Annotated in this window: 18 protein-coding genes; 13 read left to right on the top strand and 5 right to left on the bottom strand. The window is 57.2% G+C overall.

The genetic code is table 11. The features are described 5' to 3' along the window. From P0O24_RS09015 to P0O24_RS09050, 8 genes are all read left to right on the top strand, one after another. Positions 1-1,015, top strand: a 1,015-nt coding sequence (locus tag P0O24_RS09015) for a hypothetical protein (RefSeq protein ID WP_316969422.1), incomplete at its 5' end; no start/stop codon positions are given. Between the two features lie 429 nt (positions 1,016-1,444). Next, positions 1,445-1,846: a hypothetical protein gene (locus P0O24_RS09020; protein ID WP_316969423.1), complete on the top strand. Its 402-nt coding sequence runs from the start codon at positions 1,445-1,447 to the stop codon at positions 1,844-1,846. Positions 1,847-2,193: 347 nt separating this feature from the next. Then, positions 2,194-2,511, top strand: a complete 318-nt coding sequence (locus P0O24_RS09025) for a nucleotidyltransferase family protein (protein ID WP_316969424.1) — start codon at positions 2,194-2,196, stop codon at positions 2,509-2,511. Then, positions 2,508-2,873 carry a HepT-like ribonuclease domain-containing protein gene (locus P0O24_RS09030; RefSeq protein ID WP_316969425.1) on the top strand — a complete coding sequence of 122 codons (366 nt, stop codon included), beginning with the start codon at positions 2,508-2,510 and terminating at the stop codon, positions 2,871-2,873. The genes P0O24_RS09025 and P0O24_RS09030 overlap by 4 nt, the downstream gene beginning before the upstream one ends. A 129-nt stretch (positions 2,874-3,002) precedes the next feature. Then, entirely contained in the window at positions 3,003-3,764 is a 762-nt protein-coding gene (locus tag P0O24_RS09035; protein WP_316969426.1) for an SAM-dependent methyltransferase, read from the top strand. 67 nt (positions 3,765-3,831) lie between these two features. Further along, positions 3,832-5,142, top strand: coding sequence for a phosphoglucomutase (locus P0O24_RS09040; protein WP_316969427.1), 1,311 nt, complete (start codon positions 3,832-3,834; stop codon positions 5,140-5,142). Positions 5,143-5,233: 91 nt separating this feature from the next. Continuing rightward, positions 5,234-6,151 (top strand): S-layer glycoprotein N-glycosyltransferase AglJ, encoded by a 918-nt coding sequence (gene aglJ, locus P0O24_RS09045; RefSeq protein WP_316969428.1) that lies wholly within the window; start codon positions 5,234-5,236, stop codon positions 6,149-6,151. Between the two features lie 37 nt (positions 6,152-6,188). Beyond that, positions 6,189-7,145, top strand: a complete 957-nt coding sequence (locus tag P0O24_RS09050; protein WP_394356760.1) for a bile acid:sodium symporter family protein — start codon at positions 6,189-6,191, stop codon at positions 7,143-7,145. A gap of 17 nt (positions 7,146-7,162) precedes the next feature. Here P0O24_RS09050 and P0O24_RS09055 read toward each other — a convergent pair whose 3' ends face one another. From P0O24_RS09055 to fdhF, 3 genes are read right to left on the bottom strand one after another with little or no spacing between them, the layout of a single operon-like run. Beyond that, positions 7,163-8,044, bottom strand: a complete 882-nt coding sequence (locus P0O24_RS09055; protein ID WP_316969430.1) for an FAD/NAD(P)-binding protein — start codon at positions 8,042-8,044, stop codon at positions 7,163-7,165. Beyond that, positions 8,041-9,054, bottom strand: a complete 1,014-nt coding sequence (locus P0O24_RS09060; protein ID WP_316969431.1) for a 4Fe-4S dicluster domain-containing protein — start codon at positions 9,052-9,054, stop codon at positions 8,041-8,043. Before P0O24_RS09060 ends, P0O24_RS09055 begins: the two co-directional genes overlap by 4 nt. Next, complete coding sequence (fdhF, locus tag P0O24_RS09065; RefSeq protein ID WP_316969446.1) at positions 9,051-11,078, bottom strand: formate dehydrogenase subunit alpha; 2,028 nt, start codon at positions 11,076-11,078, stop codon at positions 9,051-9,053. The genes P0O24_RS09060 and fdhF overlap by 4 nt, the downstream gene beginning before the upstream one ends. Positions 11,079-11,295: 217 nt before the next feature. Here fdhF and P0O24_RS09070 point away from each other — a divergent pair, with 217 nt between their 5' ends. The 4 genes from P0O24_RS09070 (at position 11,296) to engB (ending at position 17,157) form a co-directional block, all read left to right on the top strand. Continuing rightward, positions 11,296-12,567: a hypothetical protein gene (locus P0O24_RS09070; RefSeq protein ID WP_316969432.1), complete on the top strand. Its 1,272-nt coding sequence runs from the start codon at positions 11,296-11,298 to the stop codon at positions 12,565-12,567. 225 nt (positions 12,568-12,792) lie between these two features. After that, on the top strand, positions 12,793-15,180 hold the full coding sequence (locus tag P0O24_RS09075; protein ID WP_316969433.1) for a hypothetical protein: 2,388 nt from the start codon (positions 12,793-12,795) through the stop codon (positions 15,178-15,180). Then, positions 15,181-16,071, top strand: coding sequence for a hypothetical protein (locus P0O24_RS09080; protein ID WP_316969434.1), 891 nt, complete (start codon positions 15,181-15,183; stop codon positions 16,069-16,071). Between the two features lie 531 nt (positions 16,072-16,602). Next, positions 16,603-17,157: a GTP-binding protein EngB gene (gene engB / locus P0O24_RS09085; RefSeq protein ID WP_316969435.1), complete on the top strand. Its 555-nt coding sequence runs from the start codon at positions 16,603-16,605 to the stop codon at positions 17,155-17,157. Between the two features lie 18 nt (positions 17,158-17,175). On the opposite strand, the gene P0O24_RS09090 is transcribed toward engB, so the two are convergent. Beyond that, positions 17,176-18,303, bottom strand: coding sequence for a mechanosensitive ion channel family protein (locus tag P0O24_RS09090; protein WP_316969436.1), 1,128 nt, complete (start codon positions 18,301-18,303; stop codon positions 17,176-17,178). A 128-nt stretch (positions 18,304-18,431) separates the two neighbouring features. Between P0O24_RS09090 and P0O24_RS09095 the strand changes: the two genes are divergently transcribed. Beyond that, positions 18,432-19,616, top strand: a complete 1,185-nt coding sequence (locus P0O24_RS09095; protein WP_316969437.1) for a right-handed parallel beta-helix repeat-containing protein — start codon at positions 18,432-18,434, stop codon at positions 19,614-19,616. 27 nt (positions 19,617-19,643) lie between these two features. Here P0O24_RS09095 and tnpC read toward each other — a convergent pair whose 3' ends face one another. Continuing rightward, positions 19,644-20,960, bottom strand: coding sequence for an IS66 family transposase (gene tnpC / locus P0O24_RS09100; protein ID WP_316969438.1), 1,317 nt, complete (start codon positions 20,958-20,960; stop codon positions 19,644-19,646). Positions 20,961-21,266: the final 306 nt, after the last annotated feature.

Below are 21,266 nucleotides of genomic sequence, written 5' to 3' on the forward strand. Positions count from 1 at the left end.
ACGCCCATCAGTCTCTGCACGAAGCTTTTCCGGTAGCTCCTCAGTATTTTGTATAGTTACAATATCTCCCTTCATAAGATCTATTTTGTCTGTTCTATTATATCAATTTAGTCGTAAGACTATAATAAGAGACATATCATTAGAAGGAAAAGACCTGAGCAAAACTGCCGATAATTTCGAGAAATTTTGTGAAGAACTCCCATTTATTCCTGCAGGGCTATGCGGGTATGAGAGACTTCACCCGGATAAAGTTGATGCGCGCCTTTATCCTTACCTCGAGAGTATTTCTAATAAATTTTATGGTTCTGAGTGGTTAAATCTCTCCAAACCATTAGCAAGAAGTTATATGTTTTATTTATCAAAAGTAGTGGCTGAAAGGAGAAATTTGGCAAGAGCAACTGATGATTCGGATAGCTGGGCAGTTGCACCATATTTTAGTGATGAGGGTAAATTTGATGAAATAGTTTATAGATCAGATGGTGCAGAAGGTTATTATTCTTTTCTTATCCTTGAGAATTTTATCCCATCAGATCTCAATAACATCTCCATTACTGATATAATCGATTTTATAGACGACAATAAAAAACTTAAAACTAAGTTTCGAAACAAAATTACAGAATTTTCAAGAAATTTAAACACGTGCGAAAGTACGGATTTTGCGCTCAAGTTGATGGAAGATTACATTTTTGAGCTTGAGGATTCTAAGAGCGAATTTACCAATAGCCTATCTCTGATAAATTCTGGGAAATTAAACGCGCTTTTTACCATAGGAATTCCTGTAGGCGTCACTGTATTTGGAGCATTGGGCTTAAATGGCAACCCGTATTCATTTGAAAATATATCTGCGTCAATTTTATTCGGAGCTCTTGCAGCATATAGTGAATATTCAGTTAGGTCAAAAAAATTAAAGAATAATTCTTCCTTAAGCTATTTGATCAATATGGATCGCCAATTAGATAACCTATCTAAAGTTGGCCAGTGTTCCCGTTCACTTGAAGAATTTATCAATGATTAGTTATATCGACTCTTCGCTATTCTGTGTGGGTAACTTCATAATAGCGATAAGCGGATTAGATCCGGCATTCCGCAGTAAGGCTATGCAAAATTAAGAATTTATTGCTTGCCAAAATGTGCATAAATTCAAACGTTTAACTTAAATTTTGTTTAAAATAATTTTACTAGAATTTGTCAACACGATATTAACAATTCAGTATATTATAAAAATTTAATAATTATATTCTTAGTCTTTATGAAGCTGGCCTTATTTGATCTCTATACGAGTCGATTGATATCTATTCTCAAAAAATCGATAGCAGGAAAATTAATGAGCGTTCAAACCGTTAATGCGAAATGCCGGTTAGATCATGCTAATGCGCGTCTTGGATACCGTTAGTGAGTCAGAAGGTGGCGATACATCTGATGATCACCCCAAATCCCGTCAGTCATGAAGCTATTGGGACCGAGCTGCAGGAATAGTGATCCCAAAAATCCATCCACACAAAACAGCGAGGAGCCATACTTCTTCGCTGATAACCAGGTTCTTTTCAGGAAGCTTTCTGACAACTATAATCAGGAGACGTACAGGTTCGAGTTCAAGTCGTTAGGGGAGAGGAACCAGGCGCTGAAGCTGCTAGAGCGGAACGGGTTTGACGCCTACCCCATCGAGAACCTGAAGGGTTATATGGTCAAGCTGGACAAGTTCAGCAAGTACACGCCAGTCCTCAGGAACTCGGTGGCATTTACAGAGACGCCCAAGGAGCGGATCTTCTTGATGAAGGATCTGGCTGCGGTTGAGGAGGCAATAGAGTTCTGTGCTGAGATCTACAAGGGTGATGTCGCGATCTAATCTCCTTTGATATTGATATGGCTATTATGCCCCTGGCCCCGACGTCTCGATAGATATTTCAACTTCGCGAAGAGGGAGATCAAAGGGTATGCAGAATCAAGTCCTCGGGTTTCGAGATGATCTGTTAGGGCATCTCAGCCCCCTAAGGGAGATCGCTTTACCGGTATTATATTTGACGCCCTTCAGGGCGGGGAGTAGTCACGTTAACCGCTCAGATTCTATCCGTCCCCTCCACCTGATGGGCCGACGATGCTCGTGCGCATCCACACCATCCAAGATGCCCATGAGGAGAAAACATAAATTCTTATGAAGCCCTCCTTGGATGATCAGAACCCTCTGGTGATTCGATGACGATTCCACCCGAACGCCGCCCCACCCTGGAGGAGATCCTCCAGATCCTCAGAGATGAGATGCCGAACCTCTCGAGCCGCTACAAGGTGAGATCCCTGGGGATCTTCGGCTCTTATGCCCGGGGCGAGGCGGATGAGGTGAGCGACATCGACCTCCTGGTGGATCTGGAGGATGAATCCCTCTCCCTTATGGAGTTCATCGCCCTGGAAAACCACTTATCTGACCTTCTGGGAGCCAAGGTGGACCTGGTGGAGAGAAGCGCCCTCAAGCCCGCCATAGGCCGCCGGATCCTGGAGGAGGTCAAAGCGATATGAGGAAGGGAACTCGGGTGTATACGGACCACCTCCGGGATATCCTCTATGCGGCAGAGAGGGCGGAAGGCTTCATCGAGGGGATGGATTTTTCGGCCTTCGAAGCAGACGAGAAGACCTGTTTTGCCGTCGTTAGAGCCCTTGAGATCGTGGGCGAGGCCACAAAGAAGATACCTCCTGAGGTGCGCCAGATCTACCCCGAACTTCCCTGGCGTGAGATGGTGGGGATGCGAGACAAGCTGAGCCATGACTACTTCGGGGTGGACCTTTGGCGGGTATTTGAAACCGTCCGCCGAGATATTCCGCCCTTGCGTGCATCTCTCGAAGATATGATTAGGGATCTCGACAAGGATAAATGCTCCTGAAATATCCTCCTGAAATCCCAAGGATCAGCCGTAATATCCGGGACCGACCCGGTCGATTTTTTGCATTTTTTGGATCGTCTTCGATTCTAACCGCAGCCCTTTATTACCTTGGGCTGAAAACCCAGAGCGATGGCCAGGGATCAAAAAGACTACTTCTACCGGAGGGCCAAGGCCGAGGGGTACCGGGCACGGTCCGCCTTCAAGCTCCAGCAGATCAATAAGAGGTTCCGGCTGATCCGGAGGGGCGACGCCGTCCTCGACCTGGGAGCCGCCCCCGGCGGCTGGCTCCAGGTGGCAAAGGAGATCTCAGGGGGCAAAGTCGTCGGGGTCGACCTCCTCGCGATCGATCCCATCGAAGGCGTCACCACCATCAAGGCCGACATCACCGCCCCGGAGACGCTGGAGCTGATCCGGAGCGCCCTCGGCGGGAAGGCCGACGTCGTCATCTGCGACGCCGCCCCGAACCTCTCGGGGAACTGGACCCTCGACCACGCAAGGTCCATCGACCTATCCTGGTCCGCCCTCCGGGTCGCCGGAGAGACCCTCAAGCCCGGGGGAAACTTCCTCGTCAAGGTCTTCCAGGGGGACACCTTCCTCGACTACCTCTCGGAGGTGAGGGGGCGGTTTCGCAGGGCCCAGTCCCACTCTCCGGCAGCCTCCCGCAAGGAGAGCGCTGAGATGTACGTCGTCGGCCAGGGGTTCTTTATCCCGCCGGTGAAGGTGGGGGACGTCCTGGAGCTTATGATCGTCGGCGTCGGCAAGTCCGGGGACGGCTTCGGCGAGGTGGAGGGTTTCCGGATATTCGTCCCGGGGTCGGCTCCCGGCGAGAGGATGAGGGTTAGGATAGGATCGATAAGATCCGGCACCGCCGTCGGGTCTCCCGAGAGCTGAAGGCCCTGGGGGAAGAGATGGAGCCGTTTTCGAAAACTATTTTACATATTCTTGCGACCTACTCCATGTGACAGTCTTCAGAGCTTATGACGTGCGAGGCGTCTACGGGACAGAGCTTACCGATGATATCGCCCGGAAGGTGGGCAGAGCTCTGGGGTCGTACCTCCCCGGCGGCCGGATCGCCCTCGGAAGGGATACGAGGGTGAGCGGCCCATTGGTGGAGAGGGCATTTTTGGAGGGGGTCTTGTCCACGGGCTGCTCCGTCGAGAGCTACGGAGTCCTTCCGATATCGATGATCGGCTTTGAGACCTGGAAAGGGGGGTACGACGCGGCAGCCTATATCTCCGCATCCCACAACCCCCCCGAGTACAACGGCATCAGGTTCAGGACCGCCGAAGGGTACGGGATGCTCTACCACGAGACGGAGATGATGGACCTTTACGAGAGAGGGGAGTTTCGAGAGGGCGAAGGCAAAAAGACCGACCGCTCCCCCGAAGAAGTCATCAGAAGGTACGCCGACTACGTCGAAGGAAAGCTCTCCATAGAGCGTCCCCTCAAAATCGTCCTGGACATGGGCAACGGCTCCGCCTGCGGGATGGCCATGCTGTACGAAAGGCTCGACTTCGACGGTCGGGTGATAAACGGCGAGCCCGACGGCCTCTTCCCCGGCCGCGGCCCAGCCCCCACCGAGGAATCCCTGAAGGAGGCGGCGAAGATGGTGGTGGAGACGGGGGCAGATTACGGCGTCGGCTTCGACCCCGACGCCGACCGGGGGCTCGTCATCGACGACCGGGGCCGGATCGTCCCCCCCGAGAAGGTGTCGGTGATCCTGGCAAAGGAGAGGTACCGAACCGGCGACAGGGTGGTAGCGGGCTTTGATTGCTCCATGATCCTGGAGCGGGAGCTCTTGCCCCTCGGTTTCGAGGTGATCCGGGAGAGGGTCGGAGACGTCTTCATCGCCAACCGGGTCAAGAGAGAGGGGGCGGTCATCGGCGTCGAGAGGTCCGCCCACCTATTCCTCCCGGAGTTCCAGCTCTCCGACGACCCCTTCGCCATGTCCCTCGTCCTCGGCGAGGTGATATCCCGGGGGGAGAGGCTCTCGGATCTCTCGGACGCCATCCCCGACTACCCCTACGTCCAGAGGTCCGTCAGGATAGTGGGGTCGGCGGCCGATGTCATGAGACGGCTCGAAGGCGACCTTGCATCCCTTGAGCCCGACACCACCGACGGCCTCAAAATCACCGCCGAGGATTATACCGTCCTCATCAGGCCCTCCAACACCCAGCCCCTCATCAGACTCTACGTCGAGACGGCGGGCGGCTCCGCCGATGAGCTCGTCGAAAGGTTTGAAGGTCTCATAAAAGCGGCGGCTAAATGAGGATGTGAAGAAGACAGGAATACGGACTAACCGTTGACGACCGACCACCATTATACAGGCACCATACAGGCACCGACCGAGCTGATAGATATTGACCACCAGAGACGTCTGCATCCTGATCCCCACCCTGAACGAGGAGGACGCCATCGCCGGGGTGATAGGGCAGTTTCGGGAGATGGGCTTCTCCGACATCCTCGTCATCGATGGCAATAGCCGCGACAGAACCCGCGAGCTAGCCGAGGGAGCCGGAGCGAGAGTCGTCGTCCAGAGCGGCCACGGGAAGGGGCAGGCCCTGAAAGAGGCCTTCGACCTCATCGAGACCGACTACATAGTGATGATCGACGGGGACGGGACTTACCTTCCCGCAGAGGTATGCCTCCTCCTCGATCCCGTCTTCGCGGGGAAGGCCGACCACGTCATGGGAAATCGGTTCGCAAACCTCCAGGAGGGGGCCCTGACCCGCCTCAATTCCGCAGGGAACAGGCTGATCAACTTCTTCTTCCGGCTGATCTACGCCGTCCCCTTGAACGACATCCTCACCGGGTACCGGGCCTTCAGCCGTCTGGGTGTCGAACGGCTCGACCTCACCATGGCAGGCTTTGAGATCGAGACGGAGATGACCGTCGACAGCGTCAAGAAGGGTCTTGTCATCGCCGAGGTCCCCATAACCTACCAGTCGAGAACGACCGGGACGAAGACGAAGCTCAACCCCCTAATGGACGGCGCGAGGATCACCGCCACCATCTATCGGATGGCAAAGACCCACAACCCCCTATTTTATTTCGGCATGATGGGGTCCTTCTTCGGCACAGCAGGATTCATTCTGGGGCTGTACATCGTGAGGGAGTGGCTCTCCACCCGGACCGAGCACCTGCCTCTGACGATCCTGACGGCGATACTGATCATCGTCGGCTTCCAGCTCTTCTTCCTGGGGATCCTCGGCGACGTCGTAGCCTCGATGCACCGGGAGGTCCTGCGCGAGATCTACAGGAACCGAAAGGAGAGATGAGAGACGAAAGCCGGTGGCTGCTGGCCGGGATGACGTCATGAAAGCCGCCATATCTTTGAACTTCCTGAGCCAGATCGCCAGCCGCTATTTCGCCTTTTTGGTCCTCCTGGCGGCGGCCATCGGCCTCCTTCGCCCCTCCACCTTCAGGATCGCCCTCCCCCACATACCGCTCCTCCTGGGTGTCATCATGTTCGGCATGGGGATGACCCTCCAGGCGGAGGAGTTCTGGGAGATCCTCGCCCGGCCGAAGGAGGTCGCCACCGGAGTTGCGGCCCAGTACACCGTCATGCCCCTCCTCGCCTATGGGATCGCCGAGGCGTTCCAACTTCCAGGGGAAATCGCCGTCGGGGTCGTCCTCCTGGGGGCGTGCCCCGGAGGGACCGCCTCCAACGTCATCACCTTTATCGCCAGGGGCGACGTCGCCCTCTCGGTGGCGATGACCACCGCCTCGACCCTCATCTCCCCGATAATGACCCCCCTCATCACCCTCCTCCTGGCCGGGGCCTGGGCCCCGGTCCCGGTCGGGGAGCTCTTCGTCTCCGCCTTGAAGATCGTCCTCATACCCGTCCTTCTGGGGCTCGCAGCCCACCTCTACTTCCAGGAGGCTGCGGACCGGTGGATCGGGGCGTTGCCCCTCGTCTCCGTGGCGACGATCGCCGTCGTCATCGGGGCGATCGTCGGGGCGAACGCCGACCTGATCAGATCCGCTGCATCGACGATCTTCGCCGTGGTGATCCTCCACAACCTCCTCGGCCTCCTCCTCGGCTACGGCGCAGGTTCCGCCCTGGGGATGGCGGAACCGAAGAGGAGGGCGATGGCTGTGGAGGTGGGGATGCAGAACTCGGGGCTCGCCGCAGCCCTCGCCATGGCCACCTTCAACCCGGCGGCCGCGATCCCAGGGGCCGTATTCAGCGTCTGGCACAACATCTCGGGCCCGATCCTCGCCAACTGGTGGACCCGGGGGGGGGACGATCGAATCTCTGAAATAAGATAGATATGGATCGGATCAGATCAGATCAGATCTCCCACCACGTCGTAGCTGAAGATCGGCCCGTCGGTGCAGACGTGGTAGCGTCCCATGGTGCAGTGCTCGCATTTGCCGACGCCGCATTTCATGTGCCGCTCCAGGGAGATGTAGATCTCGGGCTCGATAAATCCCCGGCCCAGGAGGTCTCTGGCGACGGCCCGGATCATCATCGGCGGGCCGCAGAGGGCGGCGGTCCCCGGCACCGGATCGAGGTCGGCTAAAAGGGACGTCACGAGGCCGACGTTCCCCTTCCAGCTAGCATCCATCATGTCGACGGTGATCCCCACCTCGATCTTTGCCGCCTGCCAGCTCCCGTACTCGCTGGTGAAGTAGAGGTCCTGGGACGTCCTCACTCCGTAAACTACAGTTACATCCCTGAAATCCCGGCGGTCGTCGGCGATGTAGTTGATGAGGGAGCGCAGCGTCGCAAACCCCGACCCGCCCCCGGCGATGAGGACGTTTTTGCCCCTCATGGAACCGACGGGAAAGCCGTTCCCGAAGGGCCCCCGGATCCCCAGGACGTCTCCGACCCGGGCCGCCATGATCCCCTGGGTGATCTTTCCTGCCTCCCGGACGCAGATCTGCAGTGGCTCCCGGGTGGGGGAGGAGGCGATGGATATGGGACACTCCCCCAGGCCGAATACCGAGACCATCAGAAACTGGCCTGGAGAGTAGTTTACGGCGACCAGCTCGTCCTCCTCGTCCATCGGCCGGAGGGACAGTAGGTAGGTATTGGAGGACTCGACGTCGATGTCGACGACCTCGGCCTGGATAGGCAGGTAGCTTTCCGGCTTCGCCCCGGCGGCTCTGCCGATCTTGGTGCCACCGTTAGCATCGGCTTCCTTCTTCGACCGATCCATCTTCATTCTGCCGCCTCCTTGAACAGGGACCACCGATCGACTTCTCCCAGGCAGACCCGGGAGCACCTGCCGCAGCCGACGCAGCCGAATAGCCCCGTCTTCTCCGGGATGTAGACGAACTTGTCGAGGTACCAGTGGCGCAGCCTCTCGCCGAGGGCTGGCCGGGGGTTGGCCCCGCTCGTCATCCGGGAGAAGCCGGAGAGGATGCAGGTGTCCCTGCACCTCAGCCTCTCCCCGTCGGGGACGCCCTGGTCGAGAACGCTGAAGCAGTGGCAGACGGGACAGACGAGGGAGCACCCGCCGCAGGCAAGACACCTCCGTCCCGCCTCCTCCCAGTCGACCCCGTCGATGGCTTCCCTGATCTTCTCCGGGTTCAGGGACGGACCTCTCTTTATGATCTCCTCGCCGGCGAGGGCGAGGAGCCGCTCCTTCTCTCTCTGGTCTTCGGGGTCCGCCTCCTCGAAATGTCGCTGATGCGCCCTGAGGATATAGACCCCGGCGGGAGATCCCGGCTCCACCAGGTAGCCGCGGCCCAGATCCGTCAGGAGGAGATCGTACCCCCCCTCGGCTCCGGGGCCCGACCCCATCGATCTGCAGAAGCATCCTTCACCGGGGGACGTGCAGTTCAGGGCGACTATTATCGTAGACCTCCTCCTGCCGGCGTAAGGAATGTCGGGGAGTTCGGCGCCGAAGATCCCGTCGATCACCTTAAGCGCCTGAAGGTCGCAGGGCCTCATCCCGAAGATCAGCCTCGCCCTGGGGGGGTCCTCCGAGAAGGTATAACGGCCGCTGTACTGGACGTATCTGAAGAGGACCTCCTTCTTCGGAAGGAAGAACTCCATCGGGGATGCCAGGGGGTTTTTATCGTCCAGCGCCAGAGCCCCGCCCCTCCAGGTGGCGAAGGCCGCCTCCCCCTCGACCAGGACGGGAGCTACGACTTCCAGGGTCTCGGCCAGCTCCTCCAGAAGGGGGACGAGGTCCTCGCGGCGGAGGAAGAAGGCGGAGGTTCCGGTCATTCGGCCCTCCTGATCCTGACGGGGGTCCGTTTCAACCCGGGGATCTTGGAGGTGGGATCGAGGGTCCGGGCCGTCAGCTGGTTCGCCGGAGCCTCAGCGAAGTGGAAGGGTATATAGACAGTCCCCACCGGGACCTCCTCCGTCAGGCGGGCCTCGATCTCGAGGCTGCCGGTTGCGGACTCCACCACCACCATCGTGCCGGATCTCACCCCCAGAGCCGCCGCGTCCGCGGGGTTGATATCGACGGCCGCCTTCGGCCGCTCCCGGTCCAGCAGGTGGGTCCTCCTAGTCATCGTCCCGGTGTGGAAGTGAAAGAGGCTTCGGCCGGTCGTCAGGAGAAGGGGATAATCGAGATCCTCCGCAAGCTCCTGCTGCTCCACGGCGGAGAACCGCCCCCGACCGATGGGAAACGACCCCTGATGGAGGATCTCGGTTCCGGGATGATCTCGGGATGGGCAGGGCCAGGAGAGCCCCGATATCCCGAGCCGCTGGTAGCTGATACCGCCGTAGGATGGGGTCACCGATGATATCTCGGCCATCACCTCCTCCGGGGAGGCGTAATCGGCGTCGACCCCCAGCCGTCTCAGGAGGTCCGCCGCCACCTCCACCTCCGGCCTCGCCTCCCCTGGGGGCGACGCCGCCCGTCTCACCCTCTGGACCCGCCGTTCCGTCGATGTGAAGGTCCCGTCCTTCTCGGCGAAGGAGGCGACGGGAAGGACGACGTCAGCGAGGGCCGTCGTCTCGGTGGGGAAGATATCGGCGACGGCGAGAAACTCCAGAGACGAAAGGGCCCGCATCACCTGATCCCGGTCGGGGTAGCTGATCATGGGGTTCTCCCCGGAGATGTATACCCCCTTCAACCTTCCCTCCTCGGCCGCCTCCATCATCTCGACGGCGGTGAGCCCCGGCTCCGCCGGCAGGTCCGTCCCCCAGGCAGCCTCCATCCTCTCTCTGGCGGCCGGGTCCTCCACCTTCTGATATCCGGGATAGACGCTCGGAAGCGCCCCCATGTCGCAGGCCCCCTGGACGTTCTGGTGGCCCCGGAGGGGGTATATCCCCGTACCATCCCTTCCGACGTTCCCGGTAGCCAGGACGAGGTTTGCGAGGGCGAGGACGTTGTCGGTCCCGCAGGAGTGCTGGGTCGTCCCCATGGCGTAGACGACCGCCGCCCTATCCGCCTCTCCGAAGGCGACGGCCGCCTTCTCCAGATCTCCGGACGGTATCCCCGTGATCCTCTCCACCTCCACCGGAGTATATTGGACGACCAGATCCTTCAGGGCGGAGAACCCCTCGGTCCTCTTAATTATAAAATCCTCATCGACGAGCCCCAGATCGATGATCAGGTTCAATATCCCATTCGTCCAGGAGACGTCGGTCCCCAGGCGGGGGGCGAGATGTATATCGGCGAGCTGTGCCATCTGGGTCCTTCTGGGATCGACGACGATCAGGGTCGCCCCCCGGGACTGGGCCTCCAGGATGTGTGCGGCGACGAGGGGGTGCTGCTCTGTGGTGTTCGATCCGGTGACGAGGATGGCGCCGGATGAGAGGAGGCTTCTTATCGGGTTTGTCATCCCCCCGCTCCCCAGGGCGAAGCCGAGGCCCGCCACCGATGGGGCGTGGCAGAGCCTTGCGACGTGGTCTACGTTGTTCGTCTTGAGGGCGGCTCTCGCGAGCTTCGCCAGGAGGTAGTTCTCCTCGTTGGTCCCCTTCGCCGATGTGAGGACCGCCAGGGCGTCGGGACCCGACTCCTCCCTTATCTCTTTGAACCTTCTCGCCGTCAGGGAGAGGACCTCGTCCCAGGAGCCGCGGACCATCCGTCCGCCCTTCCTGACGAGGGGCGTCTTCAGCCGGTCGGGATGGTGGACGAAGTCGGCGGCCAGCCACCCCTTGACGCAGAGCCTCCCCCTGGAGACGGGGTGAGCTGGGGACGGGGAGGCTCCGACGATCCGGCCGTCCTCGACGTGGAGGAAGAGGCCGCAACCGCAGCCGCAGTAGACGCAGATGGTGGCGATCTTCTCCAAAATGGATCTCTCCTGGAGATATTCGATATTGGAGGAACTCGATCTTGGAGGTATTATCCCTTTGGGTGGCGGATCGAGGAGCTCGAGGCCGGCACCGCTAAAAAAAAGGTAAATAGGCAGATGATTAAAACGCCATCCGCATGACCACCGAAGAGGCCTTCAACTCCCGGCGACGATATCGAGAGGCTATCGCATCAGATCCGGGGTGGTGGGAGCTATCATGATGAATAAAAGGTTTGGGCCGCTCCTCGCCGTCCTCATCCTCCTCGCCCCGGAGACCGCCCTATCCGACGGCCCGGTCATCTTGCGTCTGGACGACGGAACCGCCGAGAACGGATTTCGGATGGGGGGCGGCCTCGGCCATGCCGTCCTCTTCGAGGCCCCCTCCGGGGAGTGGACGCTCTCCGCTGTATCAGTATACGGGAAGCTGACGCCGAATAGGACTTCCGAGATCTTCATCCTTGAGATATGGGATGATAAGCTCAACGCAGTATCGAAGGTCGCCGACAGAGCCGACTCCTACTTCGGCGATGAGTTCGGCTGGGCCCTGGTGGACGTCCCCGACGTCGTGATCTGCGGCCCCTTCCTCGTCTCCATCTACGAGTTCAGCGGCGCTTACATAGGAACCGACATCGGACCCGCCACCGGCAGGTCGTTCATCACGGCGAGAAACCCCAACAGGATCCTGGCATGGAACCTGGAACCGTATCATCAGAACGAGACGGAGTGGATGATCAGAGCCGTCGGATCCTCTCCCGCACCGGAGTTGGTGAGCTTGAAGGTCCTATCGGAGGCGGCGGGAAAAGAAAAGCCCGCAACGATCGAGGTGGATCTGAAAGACGGGGACAGCAACCTAAAGAGGGCGACCCTCTTCGTCGCCGAGAACGAAACCCGAGAGGTGGTCTGGTCGGCGGAGGAGGAGATCGAAGGGGCTGAGGCTACGGCCCGGTTCTCCTGGCCGGGGACGCTCTACAGGGTATCGGGCCCCGACGGCAGCGTCTCCCCCGTCCTTACGGCAGAGGTCGCCGGAGTCTCGGAGGAGTTTCGACCCCTTCTCTATAGATCCGCCCCCTGCCTCCTCTTCCTCAACTTCGGGGAGTATCGAGCAGCCGCCTTCGCCTACTTCGGAGAGGACGGAAGGCTTAATGCCCTCATCGACGAGGCGGGATCCGTCCACTACGTCTCCCGGGACGTTCTGAACGCTACAGCCCCGCAGGCCGATTATATGGCGTTTCTCACAAAGAACATCACCGCCTCCAGGGGGGAGACGGCCGTCGCATTTTACAGAATGGAAGCACCAACCGATTCATGGATCCTTGAGACCAGCTATCATGAGCCCATCGTCCTCACCAGGTCCCCCCTCTTCAACTACAGGGTCGTCCTCGAAGAGGTGGAGGCAGTAGCTGGTGATTACGTGTCGATCATCGTGGTTGAGGATCGAGCTTACAACGCGGTTCAGTTTTCACCTTCGACGAGAGTGAGGGCTATATGATAGCCAAGCATAATTTTATTCTTTTACAAATTTTGATTATCTGAGCAGTATCTTCCGGAATTTAAGGACCAGATACCGAATTTTTTTGTAGATTTGTAGGAAGATTTATTACCTCGTAAATTCGACTTCTGATGGATTAAAGGAGGGAAGTAACTGTCCAGATCATATCGGTTGATCATATCGATAACTTGTCTTCTCATTTTTCAGGGAGCTTATGCCATAGACATGCATTTCACAGCCAGCGATGGCGGCGGCAGGAGCGTCAGCATCTGGGACCACTACGAAGTCGACGACGGCGTCTATGTCGGCGGCCAGACCTCGGCGAGCTTCAAAGATGGATTGACCATCACCGACTCGAGGAGGATATCAGGGCCCGGCGACATATACGCCCTCCAGGGGTACTCCGGGAGCGGCGGCTACGCGGGCGCGAGCTACATTTATGCCCGGGATGCTTCGCATACCCTGGCCCTCGGATCCGCCCATCTCACCCCCGGAGCCCTGGGGGTCGTCCAGGACGTCTCCATCCACGACGCCGAGGTTAGCGCCGTCGTCTCCACCGGGAACCTCGGCGGACGGGGGGCGATGCAGCACGCCTCGGTGATCGACGGGTCCATGGATTCGAGGCAGGCGATCGATATCGACGGAGCGATCGCCACATCCCAGGATACACAGATGGCGGGGTTCCTTCCGACGGCCTTCGGGACCGCAGGGTACATGGACTTCAACCAGGGGCCCGGGACATTGAACCTTCGGGGTGAGGGGGCTGGCGTTGCCGTATCCTCCATCGACATCCTCGACGGCATATCGGATATAGACTGCAACCTCGCCACGGGAACCGGGAACAGCGCCTGGGCCTACGGCGATATCAGATCGGCGACTAGCGACCTTGGGGCCATAGGCGCCGGAGCCGGCGCCGGCAGAGTCAACCTCGACGCCGACTTTTCCGGCGGAATCCAGGGACTGTACATAGACGGTTATGGCGAGGCCGCGGGGGTCGGGATCGGTGCCATCGGTGTGGAGAACAAGATCAGTGGAACCCTGGCCGCGAGGACAGGGGATGATGGAACTTTTGCTTCGGGAACGGATATTGAAGCCTCCAACAAGAAGGGCGGAGTCGCCGCCGCTGCCGCTGCCGGCAACATCGGCATAGGGGTCGACCTCCAGAACGGGTTCATAGAAGGAGGAGCCGAGGCGGCAGGGGTCGGAGTCGGGGCCATCGGAAGAAAGAACGAGATCAGCGCCGGTGCCCTGGACGCTGGGACGGGATTCTTCGGGACCGGCGCCCTCGGCGCGGATATCGAGGCCTCCAACAGGAAAGGGACCGTAGCCGCAGCAGCGGCTGCGGGAGGCCTGGGCGGCGTCGTTGACCTCCAGAACGGATTCATAGGAGGAGGCGCCGAGGCTGCAGGGGTCGGAGTCGGGGCCATCGGAAGAAAGAACGAGATCAGCAGCGGAATTCTGGCCGCAGGGACCGGATTCTTCGGGACCGGCGCCCTCGGCGCGGAGATCGAGGGCTCCAATAGGGAAGGAACTGTAGGAGCTGCCGCCGCAGCTGGCGGCCTGGGCGGAATCGTCGACCTCCAGAATGGATTTATAGCCGGAGGCGCGGAGGCCGCAGGAGTCGGAGTCGTCGCCGACGGCAAAAAGAACGAGATCAGCAGCGGAATTCTGGCCGCAGGGACCGGATTCTTCGGGACCGGCGCCCTTGGCGCGGAGATCGAGGCATCAAACAAGGAGGGTTTCGTCGTCGCTGCCGCCGCCGCTGGCGGCGTGGACGGAGCATTCGACTTCAATAGCGGGAACGGTATCGTCGAGGCGGAAGGCGCCATCTTCGGTGCGGGGGCCGCAGGGGCTGAGAACGAGATCGGCGTCGGTGGAGTCGCCGCCAAGACCGGGAACAGCGCCGATGTGGTCGCGATTGATGTGAACGCCCGGAGCATCGAGGGTGCGGCGGGAACTGGCGCCGCCGCCGGGAACGTCCAGCTCCAGCTGACCGGCGGGACCCCGACCTCTCTCGTCGCTGAAGGGTCGGCCGTCGGGGCCGGGGCGATCGGCTCCACCGCTGATGCCAGTGCCGACCTCCTTATGGCCGAGACCGGAGACAGCACCTCAGCCTCAGGAGAGAATTTGTGGCTCACGGTCATAGAGGGCGATGGGATCATCGGTGCCATAAGCGGGACCTACGACTCCAGCGGACCTGACCGAGTTGCCAGCGTTTCCGGGGATGTAGCGGCCGGGTCCGCCATGATCTGGGGCGACTTCAGCGCCGATACGAGCTCGAGCGCTTCGGCATCGGCCGAGAACGTGGGCGCGGCCGGGACCAACATCTTCCTCGGATCCTACGCCGACGATGGGACGGCTTACTCCGAGGTGTATACCACGTTGGGTGCCGGTGGATTGAACTACGGAGAGATGGAGGCGTATGCGGGCGACTCCACCCGGGCCAAACAGAAGTACAAAGTGGTGGGCAACTACCAGATCGTCGCTGAAGCCTCGAGCTCGAATCCGCCGGATTTTGATATCGATTCCGCCGGAGGCTGGGCAATGACCATTAAAGACGTCAGCGGGGAGGCCTGGACCGACAACACTGGCGCTTACGCGGATGTGGTCTGAATGAGAACGGAACTAGTAATACTGCTTCTGGCGGGGCTGATATCCTCAGCCTCTGCCGCCTCTTACACCTTCGGGGTGGACAACGTCACCGACGGCTCATCCTTCTGGATTTCCAGGCAGAGCGCCAACATGAGCTTCGACCTCAGCGGGTCGGTGGAGGGCGATATACTACCGATAGCCGTCACCCCCGCGGGAAGGGTCCTATCCCCCTTCATATCAGGCTTTGCCGACCTTGCCGCCAACGACGTCCGCCTCCGGGAGAGGACGGCGGCCCTCCAGGGGACCTACAGCTCCGAGGGTGTGGTATCCCTCCGATCCGAGGCCGAGGCCGACGTCAACAGGACGTACTTCAAGCCCGCAGGAAGCGACCTCTGGACGATAACCCTGGAGGAGAACTGGCCCGTCACCTTAAACGCGACAAAAACCCTCGACTACATCGGCAAAGGCATAAACGACCGGGACTGCGCTGGAAATAACGGGGACTCAGTAGGTGCGAGCTTCCTGTACAACAGGGAGCTATCTCGGGAGAGGAACGTCGCCCTCAGACTGGATCGGCTCAACGCCACCGTCGTCGCCACTAACGATACCATCGTCAGAGCCGACGTGTTCCCGACGAGGTCCACACTCTACGATATCACCTCTCACTCGACGGGGATCGCCGACCTCAGGTACAGGCAGACCGACTCTCGGGGTGACCTCATCAACCTCGGGGAAGAGAGGTATACCGGAACCTACGACATAACCAGAAAGGTGGAGATGGTCCTCATCTACACCAACGAGACGAACAATACAGACTGGCTTTCGTGCTGCGTCAGCGGGTGCGACGTGATCGATCCCTGCATGCTAGCATCGTGGGGAGAGGCAGGGGTATTCGACTGCGTCTGCCGCTAAAGGGGGGCTATCGCCCCCCGCCCCATTATTATTATTATATCCAACCATTAGATTATTCTCGATATCGACATTTTAAAGCCGCTCAGATCGTCTAGTCCTTCGATTAGCAGGCTAAGGTCGACCTGTATGTAGCAAGGGCTTGCAGGGAGAAGAAAGAGTAGGGGAAGAGAAAGGGAGGTGGGAGGCAAAAGTCGCCATCAGGGATTTGTTAGGGAGGGAAGGTTCGACGTCAGACTTTTGCCTTTGATCACTACGTCATATGACGAATATAAACTTTTCCATCGACCCCTTGAAGGTCAGCCTTCTGCCCTCATCATCTCGGGGATGAAGAGAGGGGGCAAAAGTCGTTTTTGGAGGTTTTAGGGAGGGAGGTAAAAGTTGAGTCGACTTTTGCCTATATTATCCACGGCATTTGTCGATTATAAGCCTTTTGGTCTGTCCAGCGGCTCGGATCTGCGCCACCGTCCTGAAAGAAGGGAGAGAAACGAATTTCTAATGGGAGACCATGAGAGATGGGAGGATGAGGGGCCCATGACTGGAGAGATCGTGCTCATAGGTAGGTCGAACGTCGGAAAATCGACCCTATTTCGCCATCTGACCGGCAAGAAGGTGAGGGTGGGAAGGAGGCCCGGAGTTACCATCGGTCCCGCCAGAGTAAGGGTTGGGAACGTCGTCTACGTCGACATGCCCGGATACGGGTACATGAGAGGCGCAGATAAAAAAGTCCAGGAGGGTACCAAGGACTTCATCGTCCGCCGATTCGAGGACGGGGCCGAAGAGATCCTTCTGGTGATACAGGTGATAGATGCCGCCAGCTTCGCGGAGATAGCCGACAGGTGGGAGAGGAGAGGTGAGGTCCCCCAGGAGGTGGAGCTATTCGAGTTCCTGACGGAGTTGGGGCTGGACGTCATCGTGGCCGCAAACAAGATGGACAAAGTGGCGGATCCCGACGCCACCCTGGACGAGATCGGAGAACGGCTCGGGATGCTCCCCCCATGGAGGCAGTGGCGCGATAGGATCGCCCCCATCTCCGCCAAGGCCGGAGAGATAGAACCCCTTAAGAAGATCATAAGGTCGAAGATCTAAGACCGGGGCGGCTGACTTCTAGCGGCCACCTCCTTCTTTCGCCCCTTCATCGACCTCAAGCCCCGGCGCAGGGGGGTCTATTTGGGCTTGAGCCGATCCCGCGGGTCTATGGATTATGATGTTTTGGTAGGGGTAGGGTATCTCGATCCCCTCTTTGTCGAACCTCTTTTTGATCGCCTCCCTGATCTCGCAGCCGGTGGTGAAGGCGACGTCTCTCTTGGGGACGTCGACGCTCAGCCGCAGGTTGACGGCGAAGTCCCCCAGATCCGTCACCCTCACAGTTATCTCGTGGTTCTTGAGGACGAGAGGGTGGCGCTTTGCAACGTCCAGCATGATATCTCTCGCCTTGTCTATATCTGCGGAGTAGGCGATCCCGACGTTTATGGGCCATGTGATCACAGGGTCTGTTATGGACCAGTTGACTATCGGCTGGTTTCCCATGATGCTGTTGGGGACGAAGATCCTCCGGCCGTCCCAGGTTTTGATGGTGGTGTGCCTCAGGGTCAGATCCTCCACCTGGCCGTACTCGCCGTTGAAGTCGATGTAATCGCCTACCCTGAAGGGTTGGAAGACCGCGAGAAATATCCCAGAAATGATGTTTGCGAGGGAGTCTTGCGCCGCAAAACCGATGGCGATGCCCGCAACCCCGGCGCCTGCAAGCAAAGTCACGGCAAGCCTATTGAGATGAGGTATCTGGTATATGACCAGCAGAAAACCGGCTACATAGACCGCCGCCACCAAAAGCCTGCTGACCAGGCTCCGGAAGGTCATCTCCGTCTCGACGTCGAGGCCGGCTTTGCCGTTCCTGGTGATCCTGGGGAGGTGGACGTTTATGGCGTATTTCACGATCTTGACGGCGACGTATGTCAGAAGGACGATGGAGATGATCTTAAAGATTATGACCGAAATGGAGACGATATCTATGCCGAGGGTCGCGTTCAGATGGTCAACGATGGAGACGACCGTCGAAGCGCCTCCCTCACCCGTCAGATGGGAGGGGATCTCTGAAGATAGCTCCCTTGGAAGATCCGTCGTCAGGTTCGAGAGGTTCGATGCCGGATCGAGATCATCGGGACCGAAGTCTGAGGGGACGGTGTAGGCGTAGAATACGTCCTCTTCCGCCGATAGGATCTCGTCCTCTTCCATCAGGGCGGATGAAGCTCAGAGATACTTAAGATTTTCGCAGCAATCCGGTTTAATCATATGGATGGGCCCCTGAAAAAGCTTTTAACACATTACCCGGATCGTATACCAGCAGAAGAGGGGATGATCTTATGCATAGAAACGGCGTACAAAAGAGGATCGTGGCGATCTCGGCGATGCTCCTCTTCCTCTCGTGGGGGCAGACTCAAGCAGCGACATTCGTCGTCGCCCCCGACTACGACGACAGGCTCATCCAGGCCACCATAAACCGCGCCAGCGACGGGGACAGAATCATAGTCAAGAGCGGCAATTACCGCGAAAACCTGAACGTTTCAAAGAGGATTGCCCTGGTGGGCCTTGACACGGGTCCAGGAAAACCGGTGGTGGACGCCGGTGGTATAGGAAGCGCCGTCGTCATATCCGCCGAAGGGGTCACATTTGAGGGTTTCGAGGTGACGAACTCGGGGAAGTTGTGGAAGGACGCCGGGATTAAAGTGATTTCAAAAGATAACACCATAAGAAACAACATAGTCACCAAAAACGAATACGGCATAGTCCTGGACGGCTCTGCGAGGAATAATGTAATAAAAAATTACGTCTGCCAGAACGACGTTGGCATCTCCCTTTATTCCTCGGAGAGATGCACCATCGCGGAGAACGAAGCCTGCAACAACACCTTCGGCGGGATTCTCCTCAGCAGATCAAATAACAACACCATAAGGAACAACAACGCGAGCCTAAACCGTTGGGCGGGAATAATCCTGGGCGAGTCCAGCGACAACACCGTCGCCAACAACATAGCCCGATATAACGAGAACCAGGGGATATGGCTCCTGCGCTCTTCTGCCAACACCGTCCGAGGAAATAGGGTGAGGTACAACGACATCTTCGGCATCCGTCTCTTCTACTCCAACAGGAACTCCATAAGCAGCAACATAGTCCGAAACAACCTGGACGGCATCAGCCTCGAGAACTCCAACGGGAACGTTCTCGCAGGAAACAACCTGAGCATCAATGACTACGGGATATACGCCGACCAATCCTTCAACAACAGGATTTACATGAACAACATCGTCAACAACCAAAATAACGCTCATTCATGGAACTCGACGAACTTCTGGAACTCGACGGAGATTCTGAGGTATACTTATAACGGCGTAGCTTACAGGAGGTACCTCGGCAACCACTGGAGCGGTTACTTCGGACCCGACCCCTTCGGAGACGGCCTTGGGGACATACCTCATACGGTCTCGGGTCAGGAGAGGGATTACAACCCCCTCAGGAGAACCTCCGAGATGTACACCCTCCGAGGCTGATGTAAGTAATATAAAAAAGGTACGTGTTTAGCTGGCCAGGCTTGATCTCAGTATCTGTAGAGTATTGAGTCCCTGTTGCTTCCATGTCGACAGGACGGTCATAATACGTTCATGAATAGACGTCCCTTTTTTATTGCGCAACGTGCCAACGATTTTCCTAAATACGACATGCTCGCGCAGTGCCCTTTCTGCTCTGTTGTTAGTCGGCTCAACAGCAGGATGGATGACAAACGTGAACCAGTACTCGAAGCCGTTGCTAATCTTGCCAACAAGCTTTTTCACTTTCAGGCTAATGTGTTCTTTCGTGATCCATCGCTTGAGCTTTGCTCGTGCCATATCCCATAATTCCATCCGAACTTCGGGAGGAGGATCGTTTTCAAGAGCTCCAGTCAGTTCTTCATAGAGATCCTTTAGGGCTTCATGTAAAAGAACTGCCTCCCCGATCTTATCAGCAAGATCTCTTGATTCTCGGAGTAGATGTGCCCAACATCGTTGTAACCGCTTTGTGAATTTTGCATATGGCTTCCAGCCATCACACACTATGATGCCCTTGAATCTCCTCGTCAGGACCTCCATCAGGACTTTCGTCCCGCGACTCTTCCGTATCACAACAAAAGTTTCAGAAGGTGTCGTAAATGCCCAGATCCAATGTTTATTTCCCTGGACATGGATTGACGTTTCATCCACGTACAGGATAGGAGCATACCGAATCCTGTCTAAAATCGCATCATACTGAGGTTGGACCGCATCAGCTGCTCTACGAGTTAGGTCGAGGATCGTAGCGGGACATATATTCAGTCCATGCAGTCGACTCAGTGCATTTTGGATCTTCCTATGAGGCAGACAGTCCTCATATTTCAGTAACGTCGTCTGCGCAATTGCGTTGTTTCCAAATCTGCCTTCTACAGGAAAATCTGGATCCCTGGCTGCAACTTCTTTGTGACAGGAGGGACATCTGTAATGCGCAATCTTGTATTCGGTGACGATGATGGGCTGAGGTTCAGGAATTTCCTCGATAATCTTTGACTCTATTCTTACTGGATCGCCGAGCTCAGTTCCACAGTCTGGGCATCGATCTGTGGTGACTTCAACTTGTTTATCTGGATTTGCATGAGGTCTTGATACCCCTTTATGACCCACTTTTTGGCCTGGTTTCCCTTTATCTCCTTCGTTATACTCTTTTTTGCGTTTGCGACCACGTTTCAAGCTCGGCGGAGTATGAGAATTCTCATATAATGCTAGCCGAGCTTCAAGTTTCGCGATCTGATCTTTAAGCAACTCATTCTCGCGCTTTAATCGTTCCATCTCATCTTTAAGTTGCTTGATAATCTCTTCGTCGTGCATACTCCCAATAAGGCGTTATTGATGACAAATCCGGCATTCCGCAGTAAGGCTATGCAAAATTAAGAATTTATTGCTTGCCAAAATGTGCATAAATTCAAACGTTTAACTTAAATTTTGTTTAAAATAATTTTACTAGAATTTGTCAACACGATATTAACAATTCAGTATATTATAAAAATTTAATAATTATATTCTTAGTCTTTATGAAGCTGGCCTTATTTGATCTCTATACAGAGTCGATTGATATCTATTCTCAAAAAATCGATAGCAGGAAAATTAATGAGCGTTCAAACCGTTAATGCGAAA

Origin of the sequence: Candidatus Methanocrinis alkalitolerans (genome assembly GCF_029167205.1) — an archaeon.
GTDB lineage: Archaea > Halobacteriota > Methanosarcinia > Methanotrichales > Methanotrichaceae > Methanocrinis > Methanocrinis alkalitolerans.